This window comes from Bradyrhizobium sp. USDA 336, from assembly GCF_044908355.1.
Lineage (GTDB): Bacteria > Pseudomonadota > Alphaproteobacteria > Rhizobiales > Xanthobacteraceae > Bradyrhizobium > Bradyrhizobium yuanmingense.
Map to the genome: position 1 here is coordinate 6,630,215 of NZ_JBIYDC010000002.1, position 13,639 is coordinate 6,643,853.

The following is a 13,639-nucleotide window of genomic DNA, read 5'->3' on the forward strand; positions in this document are numbered from 1 at the left end:
GGAGGCGAGGGACTCGGCGAAGACGGAGTCCACATTCTAAGCCGGGACCGCCGCGAGATACAGCGCAAGCTTTCAGTTTTGCTCAGTTGATCAGCCGCTCTGCCGGCGGCGGCAGGTACTGGTCGTCGAAAACGTCGCGAGCCGTCGGCCGTTTGCGGAATTTGAAGTCCCGCGCGATCTGATCGATCGAACGTTCCAGGCGCGCCGGCTCGACGCCGCCGAGGCCGTTGCGCTTGACCTCCTCGGTCAGGATGTTGTCGGCAAGGACCGCGTGCAGGCGCTTCAGCTCCAAATTGCGGTCGCCGTCGTCGATGCGGCTCGCGGCCTCCTCCGCCGCACGCGCCGGCTCCCTCGCCGTCGCGATGATGCCCGCGATCAAGGCGCGAACGAAGCCTTTCACGGCATCCGGCTTCGCTGCGGCGAAGGCGGTGTTGGCCACCACGGCAAAGCCGTAGGCCTCACAGCCGTAGTCCGCATAGCGCAGCACGACGAGATCGGCTTCGGGTACGCCGCGATCGCGCAGGTTCACCGCCGAGAGATAGCTGAACCCGGCGACGGCATCGACCTGTCCTGCGGACAGGATCGGCTCGCGCACCGCGGCACTGATCTTGTGGAATTTGACGTGCGATGCCTTGATGCCGTTCTGCTGCGCCAGCGCCGGCCATAGCCGCATCGACAGATCGCCGTCGGCAACGCCGACGGTCTTGCCGTCGAGGTCGGGCAGGAGACGGATACCGCGGCTTTTGCGCGCGACGATCGCATAAGGCGCGCGGTCGAACAGCACGAACACGGCCTTGACCGGCGCCGCGTCGTCCTTGTCACGAAAGCGTATCAGCTCGTTGATGTCGACGAGCGCGAGCTCGCTGTCGCCTTTGGCGAGCCGTGCGAGCGCCTCCGGCGATCCGCTCGCGCTGTTGAAGGACACGTTGAGATGCTCGGCGCCGAACCTGCCGTCCTTCGCCGCAAGGAAGAATGGCGCCATGCTCGCATCGATGGGACGGTCGAAGGTGAAATGGATGGCAGTCGAGGGAGTGTCGCTCCCGGCCGCAATGGCTTCGCGCACCGTCGATAGGGCGAACGCGATTGCAAGGGCCAGCAGCCACTGAAGGGCGATCGTCTTGAATCCGGACATCGGTCGCGCCGGCCCCGCATTGTTATGGTTTCGTGACGCTTGGCAAGCGCCGGCCGCGACGAACGTGCGCGCGCCAACATGAACGGCGGATGAGCGGGCTTGCGGCATCGTTACGCAACCCCGTTCAGCCTGTGTTGGGGTGGGGGAACCTACTTAGGTGGTGAGTGTTTGACAGACATCAGCCTGTCGTCAGGCACAATCCGAGGTCCCAAGGAGGGTCCAGATCATGTTTGACAGCCTTTCGAAGTTCGTCGGCCGCAAGGCCGTTCTGGCCACGGCCGCCGTGGTGGCCCTGACTGCCGTTGCACCCAGCGCCTCTTACGCGGGCGGTCGTCATTGGCATCGCGGTGGCGGCGGCGCAGCTGCTGCAGCGATGTTCGGCCTGGCCGCGACCGGCCTCGCCATCGCAGCCAGCCGCAATGCCTACGCCTATGATCCGGGTCCGGTTTACTATTACGAGGGCGGCCCGGCCTATTACAGCGGCCCCGGCTATGGTCCCTATTATTACGACTCGGGCAACCGCTACACCTATGGCGGCTACAAGAACCCCTGCGCCCACGGCTATTCCGGCTACAGCTGCTATTAACCGATCGGGCATACGTCATCGGCGAACAGGCCGTCGCGCTTGCCGCGGCGGCTTGTTTTTTGCTTATATTGCCGCGTGTTAACACGCCGGCCATTTGTTTCGAGTAGTTTTGGGTACCATGAGTGATTCGCTTGAGCGGCTATATCTGGCTGTGCTCGCGGCCAGAGACCTTGATCCGGCAACATCGCGCACGGCCCGGCTGTTTCAGCGTGGGCCCTCACAGATGGCGAAGAAACTGGCCGAAGAAGCCATCGAGGTCGTCATCGATGCGGTCAATGGCGATAGCGAGGCCGTGATCCGGGAAAGCGCCGACCTGCTCTACAATCTCACCGTGCTGTGGGCTTCGGCCGGAGTACGCCCCGAGGACGTCTGGCGGGAAATGACGCGGCGGGAGGACATGCTCGGAATTGCCGAGAAACTGCCGAAGTCGCCGGCGAAATTGCCCAAAGTCGCATCACCGCGCATGGCCTCGCGGCGGCCTATTGTCGCGCTTGACGGCCGCGCCGCGCGCAAGCGCCACTAGAAGCGTCACAAATCGCTCAAAAACTGGCGATGGACAAATCCGTCCCATGGTGCTTCATCGCGGCGCCATGCTGAAACGAATGTACGACTGGTGCATCGACGCCGCCCACAAGCCCTATGCGCTCTGGATCATGGGCATCGTGTCCTTCGCCGAAAGCTCCTTCTTTCCGGTCCCGCCGGATGTGATGCTGATTCCGATGTCCCTGGCGCGGCCGCAGCGCGCCTGGTTCTATGCCGCGATCTGCACCGTGACCTCGGTGCTCGGCGGCGTCGTTGGCTACGCCATCGGCGCGCTGCTGTTCGACTCGGTCGGCCAGTGGCTGATCCAGGTCTACGGCCTCGCCGACAAGGTCGACGCCTTCCGCGCCTCCTATGCGGAATGGGGTGCGGTCATCATCCTGCTCAAAGGACTGACGCCGATCCCCTACAAGCTCGTCACGATCACCTCGGGCTTTGCCGGCTACAACATCCTCCTGTTCGTCCTGTGCTCGATCGTCGCGCGCGGCGGACGCTTCTTCGTCGTCGCGATCCTGCTCAACCGCTACGGCGACTGGATCCGGGTCAGGATCGAGCGGCATCTCGGATTGTGGGTCGCGCTCGGCGCGATCGTGCTGGTGCTCGGCTTCGTTATCGCCATCAAGCTGATCTAGAGCCGCAGCGCTTTGCCGCCGCGCCGGCTTCGGCTACGGTTGTCGTCATGATGGTTCGATCCGGCAATCCGGCGGCACGGCATGGGACGCTGATGTCGACAGCGCTGCTGCTGCTGCTCGCTGCCGGAGGGACGGCCCGGCCGCAATCCGCCCCGCCGGCGCTCGGCCTTCAGCAGCAGGGGGCGCAGGCCGGCCCGTCGCCATCGACGCCCGCTCCCTCGGCGCCGCCGGCGCGTGAGGAGAATCCCGGGCTGATCAACGAAATGGGCAAGCTGTTCGACAAGCTGCCTTCGATCCTGCCGCCGATTAAAAGCCCCAGTGAAACCATGGACGACCTGTCGCGGCTGGCCAAGCCCTCGACCATGGTGTCGGGGCGCGTGATCTGCCCGGTCTCTGCGAACGGCGCGCCCGACTGCAAGCAGGCGGCCGACCAGCTCTGCCAGGGCAAGGGCTACAAGGAAGGCAAGAGCCTGAACGCCGACTCCGCGGAAAAATGCTCGGCCAAGGTCCTGATCCCGGGCCGGCAACGTAAACCGGACGACTGCCGCACCGACACTTTCGTGACCAGCGCGCTGTGCCAGAACTGAAGGCCGGCGCGCGAGAACCAAGGAGCGCCCATGAGCCGCACGGAGCAGGACTTCCTCGGACAGCGTGAGATCGCCGACGACATCTATTACGGCGTCCAGACCATCCGGGGTAAGGAGAACTTCCACATCACCGGCATTCCGATGAACCAGGAGCCTTACTTCGTGAAGGCGCTTGGTTATGTCAAGAAGGCCGCCGCGATGGCCAATCGCGACCTCGGCGCGATCGATGCCAAGGTCGCGGACGCCATCATCCTCGGCTGCGACCGCGTCATCGCGGGCGACATGATGGATCAGTTCGTCACCGATTTCATCCAGGGCGGTGCCGGCACGTCGACCAACATGAACGCCAACGAGGTGATCGCGAACCTCGCGCTGGAATCGCTCGGCTTTGCCAAGGGCGACTACCAGCACGTCAGTCCGAACGATCACGTCAATTACGGCCAGTCGACCAACGACACCTATCCGACCGCCTTTCGGCTGGCCCTGATCCTGCGGCTCGAGAGCTACATGACCGCGTTGCGCCAGCTCCAGGAAGCCTTCTTCGCCAAGGGTCGCGAGTTCGACCGGGTCCTGAAGATGGGCCGCACGCATCTGCAGGACGCGGTGCCGATGTCGCTCGGCGCCGAATTCCGGGGCTGGGGCACCACGATCGGCGAGGAGGTCGACCGCATCTCGGAAGCGCGCGCGCTGCTGCGCGAGATCAATCTCGGCGCCACCGCGATCGGCACCTCCGTCACGGCGGCGATCGGTTATCCCAAGCTCGCCGTCAGGCACCTCAGCGCGCTCACCGGCGTCGATTTCATTCTCGCCGGCGATCTCGTCGAGGCGACCTCCGACACCGGCGCCTATGTGCAGCTCTCCGGCGTGCTGAAGCGCACGGCCAGCAAGCTGACGAAAATCTGCAACGACATCCGCCTGCTTGCCTCCGGTCCACGCGCGGGCTTGAACGAGATCAACCTGCCGCAGCTTCAGCCGGGCTCCTCGATCATGCCCGGCAAGGTCAATCCGGTCATTCCCGAAGTCGTCAACCAGACCAGCTTCCTCGTCATCGGCCTCGATACCACGGTGACGCTGGCGGCAAGCGCCGGCCAGCTCCAGCTCAACGTGATGGAGCCGGTGATCTCGTTCGCGCTGTTCTTCTCGATCCGCACCATGGAGCGTGCGGTCAACAGCCTGCGCGAGAATTGCGTCGTCGGCATCACCGCCAACGAGGAGCACACCCGCAACATGGTGCTGAACTCGCTCGGCATCGTCACGGTGTTGAAGCCGCTGCTCGGCTACAAGCAATGCGCCGAGATCGCGCGCGAAGGCTACAAGAGTGGCAAGTCGCTGCACCAGATCGTCGTGGCCGAACGCAAGCTGCTGACGCAGGAGAAGTGGGACGAGATGTTCTCGTTCGAGCGGCTGATCAACCCGGATCTGATCGGGTAGGCGGTCGCTGTCATTCCAGGGCGCGCGAAGCGCGAGCCCGGGATCCATTGCGCCGCGCGTGCTGACGCCCGACGGATTCTCTGATGCGCAATCGCGCATCATAGCTCGACGCTCCGCCTCGCCCCGGAATGACGGGTGAGGAATTCCGCTGCTTGGAATTGCGGCAATGGCCTCCGCTGCGGCGCCAAAACGCAATACTTGACAGTGGAAAGATTGCCTTGTTGGTATGGCTCCCAACTTCAACTTGACCGGCTGAGAGGATCGTACCGCAATGTCCATGCCTGCCTTGTTCAAGGGGCGCCTGTCGATCCCCGTGATCGGCTCGCCGCTCTTCATCATCTCGGTGCCCGATCTCGTGATCGCGCAGTGCAAGGCGGGTGTGGTCGGCTCGTTTCCGGCGCTGAATGCGCGGCCGCCGGAGCTGCTGGACGAATGGCTGGCGCGGATCACCGAAGAGCTCGCGGCCTATGACCGCGCCCATCCCGACAGGCCGTCGGCGCCGTTCGCGGTCAACCAGATCGTGCACAAGTCGAACAACCGGCTCGATCACGACATGCAGCTCTGCGCCAAGTACAAGGTGCCGATGATCATCTCCTCGCTCGGCGCCCGCGAGGAGCTGAACCAGGCCGTGCACGGCTGGGGCGGCATCGTCTTCCACGACGTGATCAACCAGAAGTTCGCGCACAAGGCGATCGAGAAGGGCGCCGACGGCCTGATCCTGGTCGCGGCCGGCGCTGGCGGCCATGCCGGCACCATCTCGCCGCTGGCCTTCGTGGCCGAGACGCGAAAATGGTTCGACGGTCCGATCGCGCTGTCGGGTGCGATCGGCAATGGCAAGGCGATCCGCGCCGCGCGTATCCTGGGGGCCGACTTCGCCTATATCGGTTCGGCCTTCATCGCGACCAAGGAGGCCAATGCGGTCGAGAAGTACAAGGAGATGATCGCGGGCTCGAGCGCCGACGACATCGTCTATTCCAATCTCTTCACCGGCGTGCACGGCAACTATCTGAAGCCCTCGATCCTGGCCGCAGGCATGGACCCCGAAAATCTGCCGACGTCCGATCCCTCCAAGATGAACTTCGGCACCGACGCCTCCGGCGAGCGCGCCAAGCCGAAGGCCTGGAAGGAGATCTGGGGAAGCGGCCAGGGCATCGGCAGCATCGACAAGGTCGTGCCGGCGGCCGAGCTGATCGCGCGCTTCAAGAAGGAATACGACGAAGCGATCGATCCGCCGTTGTGATCGCACCCAGATCGAGTGCTGCATGCCCCCCATCTACCGCGTCGACGGCAACGACGTCGTCACCAGCCCCGATGCAGCCGGCCCCTGGGACCGGCGCATGCAGCACGGCTCGGCACCGGCATCGCTGGTGACATGGGCGGCTGAGCGCATCCCTGCGGCGGTGCCGATGGATATCGCGCGCGTGACCATCGATCTGATGCGCCCGGTACCGGTGGCGCCGCTCACGATCGCGACCGAAATCTTGCGCGAGGGCCGCAAGATCCAGCTCTGCGGGATCAAGCTGCTCGCCGACGGCGTGCAGGTGGTCGGCGCCACCGTGCTCAAGATCAGGCGCCAGGCGCTGACGCTGCCCGACGAGGTCGAGGAACTTCCGGTCACGTTGCCTTCGCCGGAGGATTCGTTGGTCGAGGACGGTCACGCCGCCACCAGTCCGTTCGTGCGATCGGTCTCGATGCGCGCCGCGCGCGGCCGCTTCGGCCAGGCCGGCGCCGGCGCGATCTGGTTTCGCGTCGACCATCCGCTGATCGAAGGCGAGGCCGTCTCGCAGGCGATGCGCGCCGTGGTCGCCGCCGACTTCTCCAACGGCACCGCCTCGACGCTCGATTTCCGCGCCTGGACCTACATCAACGCCGACCTCACCGTGAGCTTTGCGCGCCAGCCGGTCGGCGAGTGGATTTTGCTCGACGGCGATTCCTGGATCGGCCCCGACGGCGCGGGCCTTGCGATGTCACGCCTCGCCGACCGCCAGGGCTATTTCGGCCGCGCGGTGCAGAGCCTCGTGATCGAGAAGCGGTGAGAGGCGCTATGTGCGATCAGCCGGGCGATAACACCGATAGTGTGAGAGCTATCTTGCGCATCGCGGGATTGAACGGCAGGCTTCCGCCGCCGCGGAAGGGATGCAAGGTCGTGTTCGACCAGGGCATCCTGCCAGTTCACACACCGTAGAAGATCTTGATCCCCCACAGCACCACGATGATGGCCGTGATCAACGTGATCGCGGCGACTGCACTTTCCAGGGAAGCGACTCTCATTTCACTCTCCGCTTCCCAGCCCCGTCAGCGGTCTAGTTGATTCCCTGATTCGCCGGCAATTGCGCGGGCGTCGCCGTCGCAGACTCCGTTGCGGGCTGTGGTGCCGAAGCAACAACGACACCGTAGAATTCCGGAGTATTTACCCCACCATCCGGTCCCGCCCGCTCCAAAAGCCCGCGCGCAGCGCCTTCTTGTCGACCTTGCCGACGCCGGTCATCGGCAATTGCTTGACGAACTGGATCTGCTTGGGCGCATGCGCCGAGCCCTTTCGCGTCTTCACCAGGTTGATCAGCTCGTCCGGATCGGGCTTCGTCCCTTCGCGCGGGACGACGATGGCGGTGACGGCTTCGCCCCATTTCTCGTCGGGAATGCCGACGACCGCGACCATCGCCACGTCCGCGTGCTGCGACAGCACGTCCTCGACCTCGCGGGGGAAGATATTGAAGCCGCCGGTGACGATCATGTCCTTCTTGCGATCGAGGATGAACATGTAGCCGCGCTCGTCCTGACGTGCGATGTCGCCGGTGTGGACCCAGCCGTTCTTCAGCGTCTCGGCGGTGATGTCGGGCCGCTTCCAGTACTCCGCCATCACATGCGGCGCGCGCACGCAGATCTCGCCGGCCTCGCCCGTCTTCACCTCCTGGTCGTTGTCGTCGAGGATCTTGACCTCGCAGGCCGCGATCGGGAAGCCGCAGGACAGGAACAGCTCCGGCCGCTTGGGATCGTGATCGGCCTTGCGCAGCACCGAGACGGGATAGCACTCGGTCTGTCCGTAGAGCTGCGAGAACACAGGGCCGATGCGTTCGATGCCCTCCAGCAGTCGGCTCGGCGACATCGCGGAGGCGCCATAGAGCACGAGCTCGAGCGAGGAGAGGTCGGTCTTGCCGAGCGCGGGCTGATCGAGCAGCACATAGATCATGGTCGGAACGAACAGCGTGAAGTTGATGCGCTCGCGTGCGATCGTTGACAGCACGGCTTCGGGATCGAAGCCTTTCAGCATGTGCACGGTGCCGCCGCGCATCAGGGTCGGCAGCACCTTCGTGCCCGCGACATGGCTGATCGGCGCGACCGTGAGGTAGCGCGCAGCCTCGGGGATCTCGAAGTCGGCGAGGATCGCGCCCGCTGCGCCGGCATTTTCGCGGTGATAGCGCAACGCGCCCTTGGATTTTCCGGTGGTGCCGCCGGTGTAGTTCAGTGTGGCGAGATCGTCGGAGCCGGCGAGGCACTGTGCGCTGGCGTGCCCCGCACTCTCGACCGCCGCCAGCAGATCGACGCCGTAGCTGGCCGGTCCCATGGTGAAGACCGCCTTGAGCCGGCCGGCCTTCGCGGCGAGCTCGCCGCCGCGGTCGCGGAAGGCGGCCGCATCCACCACCAGCATCTCGGCTTCGGAATCCTCGAGCTGGAACAGCTGGTCCTCCAGCGAGCCCAGAGGGTGGAGCCAGGTGATGCAGAGGCGGGCCAACTGGGCGGCGACGCCGGCGCACCAGCTGTCGGCGCGGTTCGCGGTGAGGAAGGCGACGCGGGCGCCGGGCTGCAAGCCGAGCCGCATGAACACGCCCTGGATCCGTCCGATCAGGTCGATGGCCCCGCGATAGCTCAGCGATCCCTCGGGCCAGGCGAAAGCAATGCGGTCGGGATAGCGCGACAGCGCCCGTAGCGTCTGCGCACAAGCCGGGGATGATGCGTGGAGCGGATCAGGCATATGTTTCCTCGTTGCTTTGTCACCGGCTTGTGGCGTGCCAATGTTGCTGACGACGCTAGCACAGAGACTGCGGGAGGAAACTACAAAGCCCGCGCGAGGGAGGCATGCATGCCATCGGATCGACTGCAACGCTTCCGCGATCGTCTTGCTCTGCCGCTGATCGCGGCGCCGATGTTTCTGGTATCGGGCGTCGAGCTCATGGTCGCAGCCTGCCGCAACGGGGTGATCGGCAGCTTTCCCACCGCGAATTGCCGTGGCGCGGAACAGCTCGATGAATGGCTCACCGAAATCAAGCTGCGGCTGCGGCAGCATGAAGATCAAACCGGGCGAAAGGCAGCGCCACTTTGCCCGAACTTGATCGTCCACCGCTCCAATGCGCGGCTGGAGCAGGATCTCGCCATGCTGCTGCGGCACAAGCCGGAGATCGTCATCACGTCGGTCGGCTCGCCCGCGCCAGTCTTGAAGCCGCTGCACGACGCCGGTGCGCTGGTGCTGGCGGACGTGGCCTCGATCCGCCATGCCGAACGCGCCGCGGAAGCGGGGGCGGACGGGCTGGTCCTGCTCACTGCCGGTGCCGGCGGCCAGACCGGCTGGCTCAACCCGTTCGCCTTCGTCCGTGCGGTGCGCGCATTCTACGACGGCATCATCGTGCTCGCGGGCGGAATCAGCGACGGTCGCGCGCTGCGTGCCGCCGAAGTGCTCGGCTGCGATCTCGCCTATATGGGCACGAAGTTCATCGCGACGCGTGAGAGCATGGCGGACGAGCGTCACAAGCAGATGCTGATCGAGAGCAGCGCCGACGACATCTTGCTCACCACCGCGTTCACGGGCTTGCAGACCAGCATGCTGAGGCCATCGATCGCGGCCGCCGGGCTCGATCCCGACAATCTGCCGGCGCGCGGCGCGATCAATATCACTGAGGATATCGACGTCGCCGCCCGCGACAGCCGCCCCAAGCGCTGGCGCGATATCTGGAGCGGCGGGCATTCGACCTCGGGTGTCACCGATGTGCTCGCGGTCGAGGATCTCGTTGCGCAAACCATCGCCGAATATCGGGAGGCGGGTGGGCGGTAGCGTCGTCGCCTCTCCCACAGGGGATCGGGCAGGGTTAATCCCGCATGCCTCCGGCCCATCCCACTTAACGGCGGATTAACCATCGCCAGCCAAGAATCCCTCTTGTGGCCGCCAATCAGGACGAGAGGGACAGGCGATGGACTTCAATTATCTCAACGGCAAAACGGCTGCGACCCTGGACGAGATTCGCGTCCGCGTCGCCCATGCGCTGGCCCGCCACCCGCTGTGCCGCAACGTCCGGTTTGATATCGTCAGCGTCCCCCGGACCCGCCGCGGCGGCAATTGGACGGTGACGCTGCAATCGGTCGAGCCGCGCGCGGTCTGGGAAGCCTCGGAGATCGTCGCCGACATCCAGGAGGCCTATGACCTCGCGGCAGCGGCCTGATTTCCTTGAGGTTTCCAGGCGATGTCGCCGTAGTCCGCGCGATTGCCGCCGCGATGGCACGGTTCAGCCTTAATTATCGCCCAGTTTCCGGGCAGTGATCACGTGGACTTGAAGTCGGACGCGGAGAGACGTTTGTCCAAAGCCATCACCATCGTCGCGCTGACCTGTTTCCTCGTCCTCGGCGCCGCCACCACCGCCATCCTCGGCCGCGACAGCGTTCCCAGCGTCAGCGCCGCGATGATCGCCGAGACCCCTCCGGCCAAGCCGCTCGCAACCAACCGCGCCGCCAAAGCCGACCGTCTGGTTCCGACGCTCGCGCTTGCCTCGGCCGCGATCGAGCCGGTCCAGGTTGCCGCCGACAAGCTGGCGCAGGCACCGGCCCTGACCGAGCCGCTGCGTCAGGCCTTCGCCGCCGCCACGCCATCCGATTTCCCGATGCCGAAGCCGAGCGCGCACGAGGCGCCCGCCGCGACCGAGGTTCCGGCCATCGAAGTTCCAGCCAAGCCGAAAGTCGTCGCCAAGCCGCAGCCGCAAAAATCCTATTCGCTGCTGTCCGACGTGCAGATCGCGGGCATCAGGGATCGCCTGAAACTCTCCTCGTCCCAGGAATATTACTGGCCCTCGGTCGAGACGGCGCTGCGCAACGTCGCCCGCAAGATCCAGGCGAACAGGCTGTCGAATCCGAATGCGCCGCCCAGCGCGCAGATCGATCCGAATTGCGACGAGGTGCAGCAGTTGAAGTCGGCCGCGATGCCGCTGTTGTTCCAGCTTCGCGACGACCAGAAGGAAGAAGTGCGCAAGCTCGCTCGCCTCATCGGGCTCGAGAAGGTCGCGCAGCAGATCTGATGCACGCGGTTCCTCGTCGAGGAGCCGCGGCATATCAGGAACATCTGGCAATCCCCAGGCGTTGCCCGCTCCAAAGAGGGAGTGGATGAATGCGCGCCTCGACAGCCTATTTTGTCGGTGCAGGAACCATCGTCGCGGCCATCGCCATTGGTCTCGGTGGCGGCATCGTTGCCGGCAACATCATGAATCCCGTTGCGTCCAAGCAGGGGCCGGACACCAGCAAGATGGCGCAGCGCACGGCAACTCCCACGCCGGCGAGCTCCAACGCTCCCTCCGAGCGCGTGAACTATCTCACCGGCTCGCAAGCCTTTGGCGCGATGATCGCCGCGCCCGCACAGGCCGAAGCAAAGCCTGAACCCGCAAAACCGGACACGCCAACCACGCAGGCGAATGTCGCACCGGCGCCGCAACCTTCGCAAGCCGCTGCAGTCGAGCCGCCCAAGCCCGCCGCTGCGCCACAGGCCGCAAAGCCTGCCGAGCAGCAGGCCTCGACCGAGCCGTCGTCCTCACCGAACGCCTATGCCAAGGCGAGGGATTCCGATGTGAAGCGCGCCGCGTCCGAACGGCGCCGCGCCGAGCGTCGCGAGCGCTGGGCCGAGCGCCGCTATTATTACGAGTCCCGCGAGCCGCGCGGCATGCGCGACCGCACCGATTGGGATGACGTCGCGCGCAACATCCGCGAGGATTCCGATGCGCGCGATTACGCGGGGCGGTCGCGCGGCGGCTTCCCGCAGATCAGGCTGTTCGGGCCTGACGACGATTAGCACCTGAAGCGGGGATCAAGCGGAGCAGTCGCGCCAGCGACCGTCACGTCATTCCGGCGCGCCGCAACCCCTCGAGATAGTGCGTACGATCCTCTTCCCGCAGCATCGGCAGCTCGCGCGTGATCCAGGCAAGCGAGACCTCGGGCTGGGCGCGGCGCAGGCCTTCGAGGGCGGATGCCGCGAGGGCGGGATCGCCGAGCATGCCGGCGGCGGCCGTCAGCACGCGGTGGGCGCCGACGAAATCCCCGCGCTGGCGCATCGATTCCCGAGCCATCTGCACGGCGCCCGCGTAGTCGCGGCCGACGAACCGGGCATAGGCCGCAACCCCGCAATAGATCGCCGCGAGCGGGTCGCGCGGGCTCAGCCGCAGCGCGCGGCGGGCGGCGGCATCGCCGTCCTGCCAACGTCCGGCATAGCAAAGCGTCACGCCGTGGAAGGCATGCGCCATCGCGAAATTCGGGTTGAGCCGCAGGGCCAGCTCGAATTCAGCCAGCGCATCGTCGAAGCGGCGGCGGAACAGATAGGTGTAAGCAAGGCCGTGATGGGCCCAGGCATCCTCGCGATCGGCCTCCACCGCCGCGAGCGCCGCACGTTCGGCGACCGGCACGGTCGCCGCCATGTCGGCCCAGCCCATATGTGCGCCGAACATATGGCTGGTCGCGAGCAGGCCGAGCGCCTTGCCATAGGCGGGATCGACCGCCACCGCTTCTTCCAGCAGCTTCTGCGCGGCGGCATTGTCCTCGCGGGTGATGCGCCAATAATGCGACAGCGCACGCATCACGAGGTCCCATGCATCCAGGCTGCCCGGCGGCTTCTGCTGGGCCCGGAAGCTTTCGGCAGCATAGAGCTGCGGCTCGATGGCGGCGACGATCGCTTCCGTGATCTCGTCCTGCACGGCGAAGATGTCGGCGAGCTCCCGGTCGTAGCGTTCGGCCCAGAGATGGCTGCCGGTCGAGACGTCGTTGAGCTGGGCCGAGATGCGCACCCGTTCGCCGCTCCGCCGCACGCTGCCCTCGACCACGTAGCGCACCCCGAGCTCCCGCGCGACCTCGTGGATGTGCACGGCGCGGCCCTTGTAGACGAAGGAGGAGTTGCGCGCGATGACGAAGAACCAGCGCAGCTTCGACAGCGCCGTGATGATGTCCTCGCTGATACCGTCGGAGAAATAATCCTGCTGGACCTCGCCGCTCATATTGGTGAACGGCAGCACGGCGATCGCGGGCCGCTCCGGCAGCCCGAAGGTGGCCTGGGACGGGGCGATCCGGACCGGCTCCGGCGCGACCGCGCCGATTTGTGTCTGGACGTCGCCGACGAAGCGAAAACCCTTGCGGGTGATGGTACGGATCAGCGACTGGCTCGCGCCATCGTCGCCGATCGCCTTGCGCGCCGCGTTAATCCGGCTGGTCAGGGTGGATTCGGAGACGCTGCGCCCGTGCCATATCTTGTCGATCAGCTCGTCCTTGCTGACCACCCGGTCGCGGTTCTGCATGAGGTGGACGACGAGGTCGAAAACCTGCGGCTCCACGGCAATGGGAACCTGCTCGCGGCTCAGCTCGCGCCGGTCGGTATCCAGAAGGTGGTCCCGGAACAGAAACTGCACGTCGAAAACTCGGGCCTCATTGCGAAATCGGGCAAACAAACAAAATGAAATTTGGGTCGAAAGATCGTGTGTCTGCCGAAGGGGGCGTT

Annotated in this window: 14 protein-coding genes; 11 read left to right on the plus strand and 3 right to left on the minus strand. The window is 65.5% G+C overall.

Features of this window, described 5'->3' with window-relative positions; genetic code table 11:
* Positions 1-82: 82 nt before the first annotated feature.
* A complete protein-coding gene (locus tag ABIA45_RS32065) occupies positions 83-1,132 on the minus strand; it encodes an ABC transporter substrate-binding protein (protein WP_404545726.1) in 1,050 nt (349 codons plus the stop codon).
* A 226-nt stretch (positions 1,133-1,358) separates the two neighbouring features.
* Between ABIA45_RS32065 and ABIA45_RS32070 the strand changes: the two genes are divergently transcribed.
* The 7 genes from ABIA45_RS32070 (at position 1,359) to ABIA45_RS32100 (ending at position 6,944) form a co-directional block, all read left to right on the plus strand.
* Positions 1,359-1,718 carry a hypothetical protein gene (locus tag ABIA45_RS32070; protein WP_157283042.1) on the plus strand — a complete coding sequence of 120 codons (360 nt, stop codon included), beginning with the start codon at positions 1,359-1,361 and terminating at the stop codon, positions 1,716-1,718.
* A 118-nt stretch (positions 1,719-1,836) separates the two neighbouring features.
* Complete coding sequence (gene hisE, locus ABIA45_RS32075) at positions 1,837-2,241, plus strand: phosphoribosyl-ATP diphosphatase (RefSeq protein WP_157283040.1); 405 nt, start codon at positions 1,837-1,839, stop codon at positions 2,239-2,241.
* Between the two features lie 46 nt (positions 2,242-2,287).
* Positions 2,288-2,890, plus strand: coding sequence for a YqaA family protein (locus ABIA45_RS32080; RefSeq protein WP_081492862.1), 603 nt, complete (start codon positions 2,288-2,290; stop codon positions 2,888-2,890).
* A 47-nt stretch (positions 2,891-2,937) separates the two neighbouring features.
* Positions 2,938-3,477 carry a hypothetical protein gene (locus tag ABIA45_RS32085; RefSeq protein WP_035997543.1) on the plus strand — a complete coding sequence of 180 codons (540 nt, stop codon included), beginning with the start codon at positions 2,938-2,940 and terminating at the stop codon, positions 3,475-3,477.
* A 30-nt stretch (positions 3,478-3,507) separates the two neighbouring features.
* Complete coding sequence (locus ABIA45_RS32090; RefSeq protein ID WP_271545832.1) at positions 3,508-4,908, plus strand: aspartate ammonia-lyase; 1,401 nt, start codon at positions 3,508-3,510, stop codon at positions 4,906-4,908.
* A 271-nt stretch (positions 4,909-5,179) separates the two neighbouring features.
* Positions 5,180-6,148, plus strand: a complete 969-nt coding sequence (locus ABIA45_RS32095; RefSeq protein ID WP_036021244.1) for a nitronate monooxygenase family protein — start codon at positions 5,180-5,182, stop codon at positions 6,146-6,148.
* Positions 6,149-6,170: 22 nt separating this feature from the next.
* Positions 6,171-6,944 (plus strand): thioesterase family protein, encoded by a 774-nt coding sequence (locus ABIA45_RS32100; RefSeq protein ID WP_271545830.1) that lies wholly within the window; start codon positions 6,171-6,173, stop codon positions 6,942-6,944.
* A 374-nt stretch (positions 6,945-7,318) separates the two neighbouring features.
* Here ABIA45_RS32100 and ABIA45_RS32105 read toward each other — a convergent pair whose 3' ends face one another.
* A complete protein-coding gene (locus ABIA45_RS32105; protein ID WP_404654776.1) occupies positions 7,319-8,881 on the minus strand; it encodes an AMP-binding protein in 1,563 nt (520 codons plus the stop codon).
* Positions 8,882-8,989: 108 nt separating this feature from the next.
* Here ABIA45_RS32105 and ABIA45_RS32110 point away from each other — a divergent pair, with 108 nt between their 5' ends.
* From ABIA45_RS32110 to ABIA45_RS32125, 4 genes are all read left to right on the plus strand, one after another.
* Positions 8,990-9,955 (plus strand): nitronate monooxygenase family protein, encoded by a 966-nt coding sequence (locus ABIA45_RS32110; RefSeq protein ID WP_271545828.1) that lies wholly within the window; start codon positions 8,990-8,992, stop codon positions 9,953-9,955.
* A 136-nt stretch (positions 9,956-10,091) separates the two neighbouring features.
* Positions 10,092-10,340 carry a hypothetical protein gene (locus ABIA45_RS32115; protein WP_271545826.1) on the plus strand — a complete coding sequence of 83 codons (249 nt, stop codon included), beginning with the start codon at positions 10,092-10,094 and terminating at the stop codon, positions 10,338-10,340.
* Positions 10,341-10,472: 132 nt separating this feature from the next.
* A complete protein-coding gene (locus tag ABIA45_RS32120; protein ID WP_271545824.1) occupies positions 10,473-11,186 on the plus strand; it encodes a hypothetical protein in 714 nt (237 codons plus the stop codon).
* An 89-nt stretch (positions 11,187-11,275) separates the two neighbouring features.
* Positions 11,276-11,950 carry a hypothetical protein gene (locus ABIA45_RS32125; RefSeq protein WP_404654777.1) on the plus strand — a complete coding sequence of 225 codons (675 nt, stop codon included), beginning with the start codon at positions 11,276-11,278 and terminating at the stop codon, positions 11,948-11,950.
* 43 nt (positions 11,951-11,993) lie between these two features.
* On the opposite strand, the gene ABIA45_RS32130 is transcribed toward ABIA45_RS32125, so the two are convergent.
* On the minus strand, positions 11,994-13,550 hold the full coding sequence (locus ABIA45_RS32130) for a winged helix-turn-helix domain-containing protein (RefSeq protein WP_271545820.1): 1,557 nt from the start codon (positions 13,548-13,550) through the stop codon (positions 11,994-11,996).
* Between the last annotated feature and the right edge of the window lie 89 nt (positions 13,551-13,639).

Coding starts and splice junctions, on each gene's coding strand:
- ABIA45_RS32090 (WP_271545832.1), top strand. CDS start 3,508: ATGAGCCGCACGGAGCAGGACTTCCTCGGACAGCGTGAGATCGCCGAC.
- ABIA45_RS32080 (WP_081492862.1), top strand. CDS start 2,288: ATGGTGCTTCATCGCGGCGCCATGCTGAAACGAATGTACGACTGGTGC.
- ABIA45_RS32070 (WP_157283042.1), top strand. CDS start 1,359: ATGTTTGACAGCCTTTCGAAGTTCGTCGGCCGCAAGGCCGTTCTGGCC.
- ABIA45_RS32065 (WP_404545726.1), bottom strand. CDS start 1,132: ATGTCCGGATTCAAGACGATCGCCCTTCAGTGGCTGCTGGCCCTTGCA.
- ABIA45_RS32115 (WP_271545826.1), top strand. CDS start 10,092: ATGGACTTCAATTATCTCAACGGCAAAACGGCTGCGACCCTGGACGAG.
- ABIA45_RS32085 (WP_035997543.1), top strand. CDS start 2,938: ATGATGGTTCGATCCGGCAATCCGGCGGCACGGCATGGGACGCTGATG.
- ABIA45_RS32110 (WP_271545828.1), top strand. CDS start 8,990: ATGCCATCGGATCGACTGCAACGCTTCCGCGATCGTCTTGCTCTGCCG.
- ABIA45_RS32105 (WP_404654776.1), bottom strand. CDS start 8,881: ATGCCTGATCCGCTCCACGCATCATCCCCGGCTTGTGCGCAGACGCTA.
- ABIA45_RS32125 (WP_404654777.1), top strand. CDS start 11,276: ATGCGCGCCTCGACAGCCTATTTTGTCGGTGCAGGAACCATCGTCGCG.
- hisE (WP_157283040.1), top strand. CDS start 1,837: ATGAGTGATTCGCTTGAGCGGCTATATCTGGCTGTGCTCGCGGCCAGA.
- ABIA45_RS32095 (WP_036021244.1), top strand. CDS start 5,180: ATGTCCATGCCTGCCTTGTTCAAGGGGCGCCTGTCGATCCCCGTGATC.
- ABIA45_RS32100 (WP_271545830.1), top strand. CDS start 6,171: ATGCCCCCCATCTACCGCGTCGACGGCAACGACGTCGTCACCAGCCCC.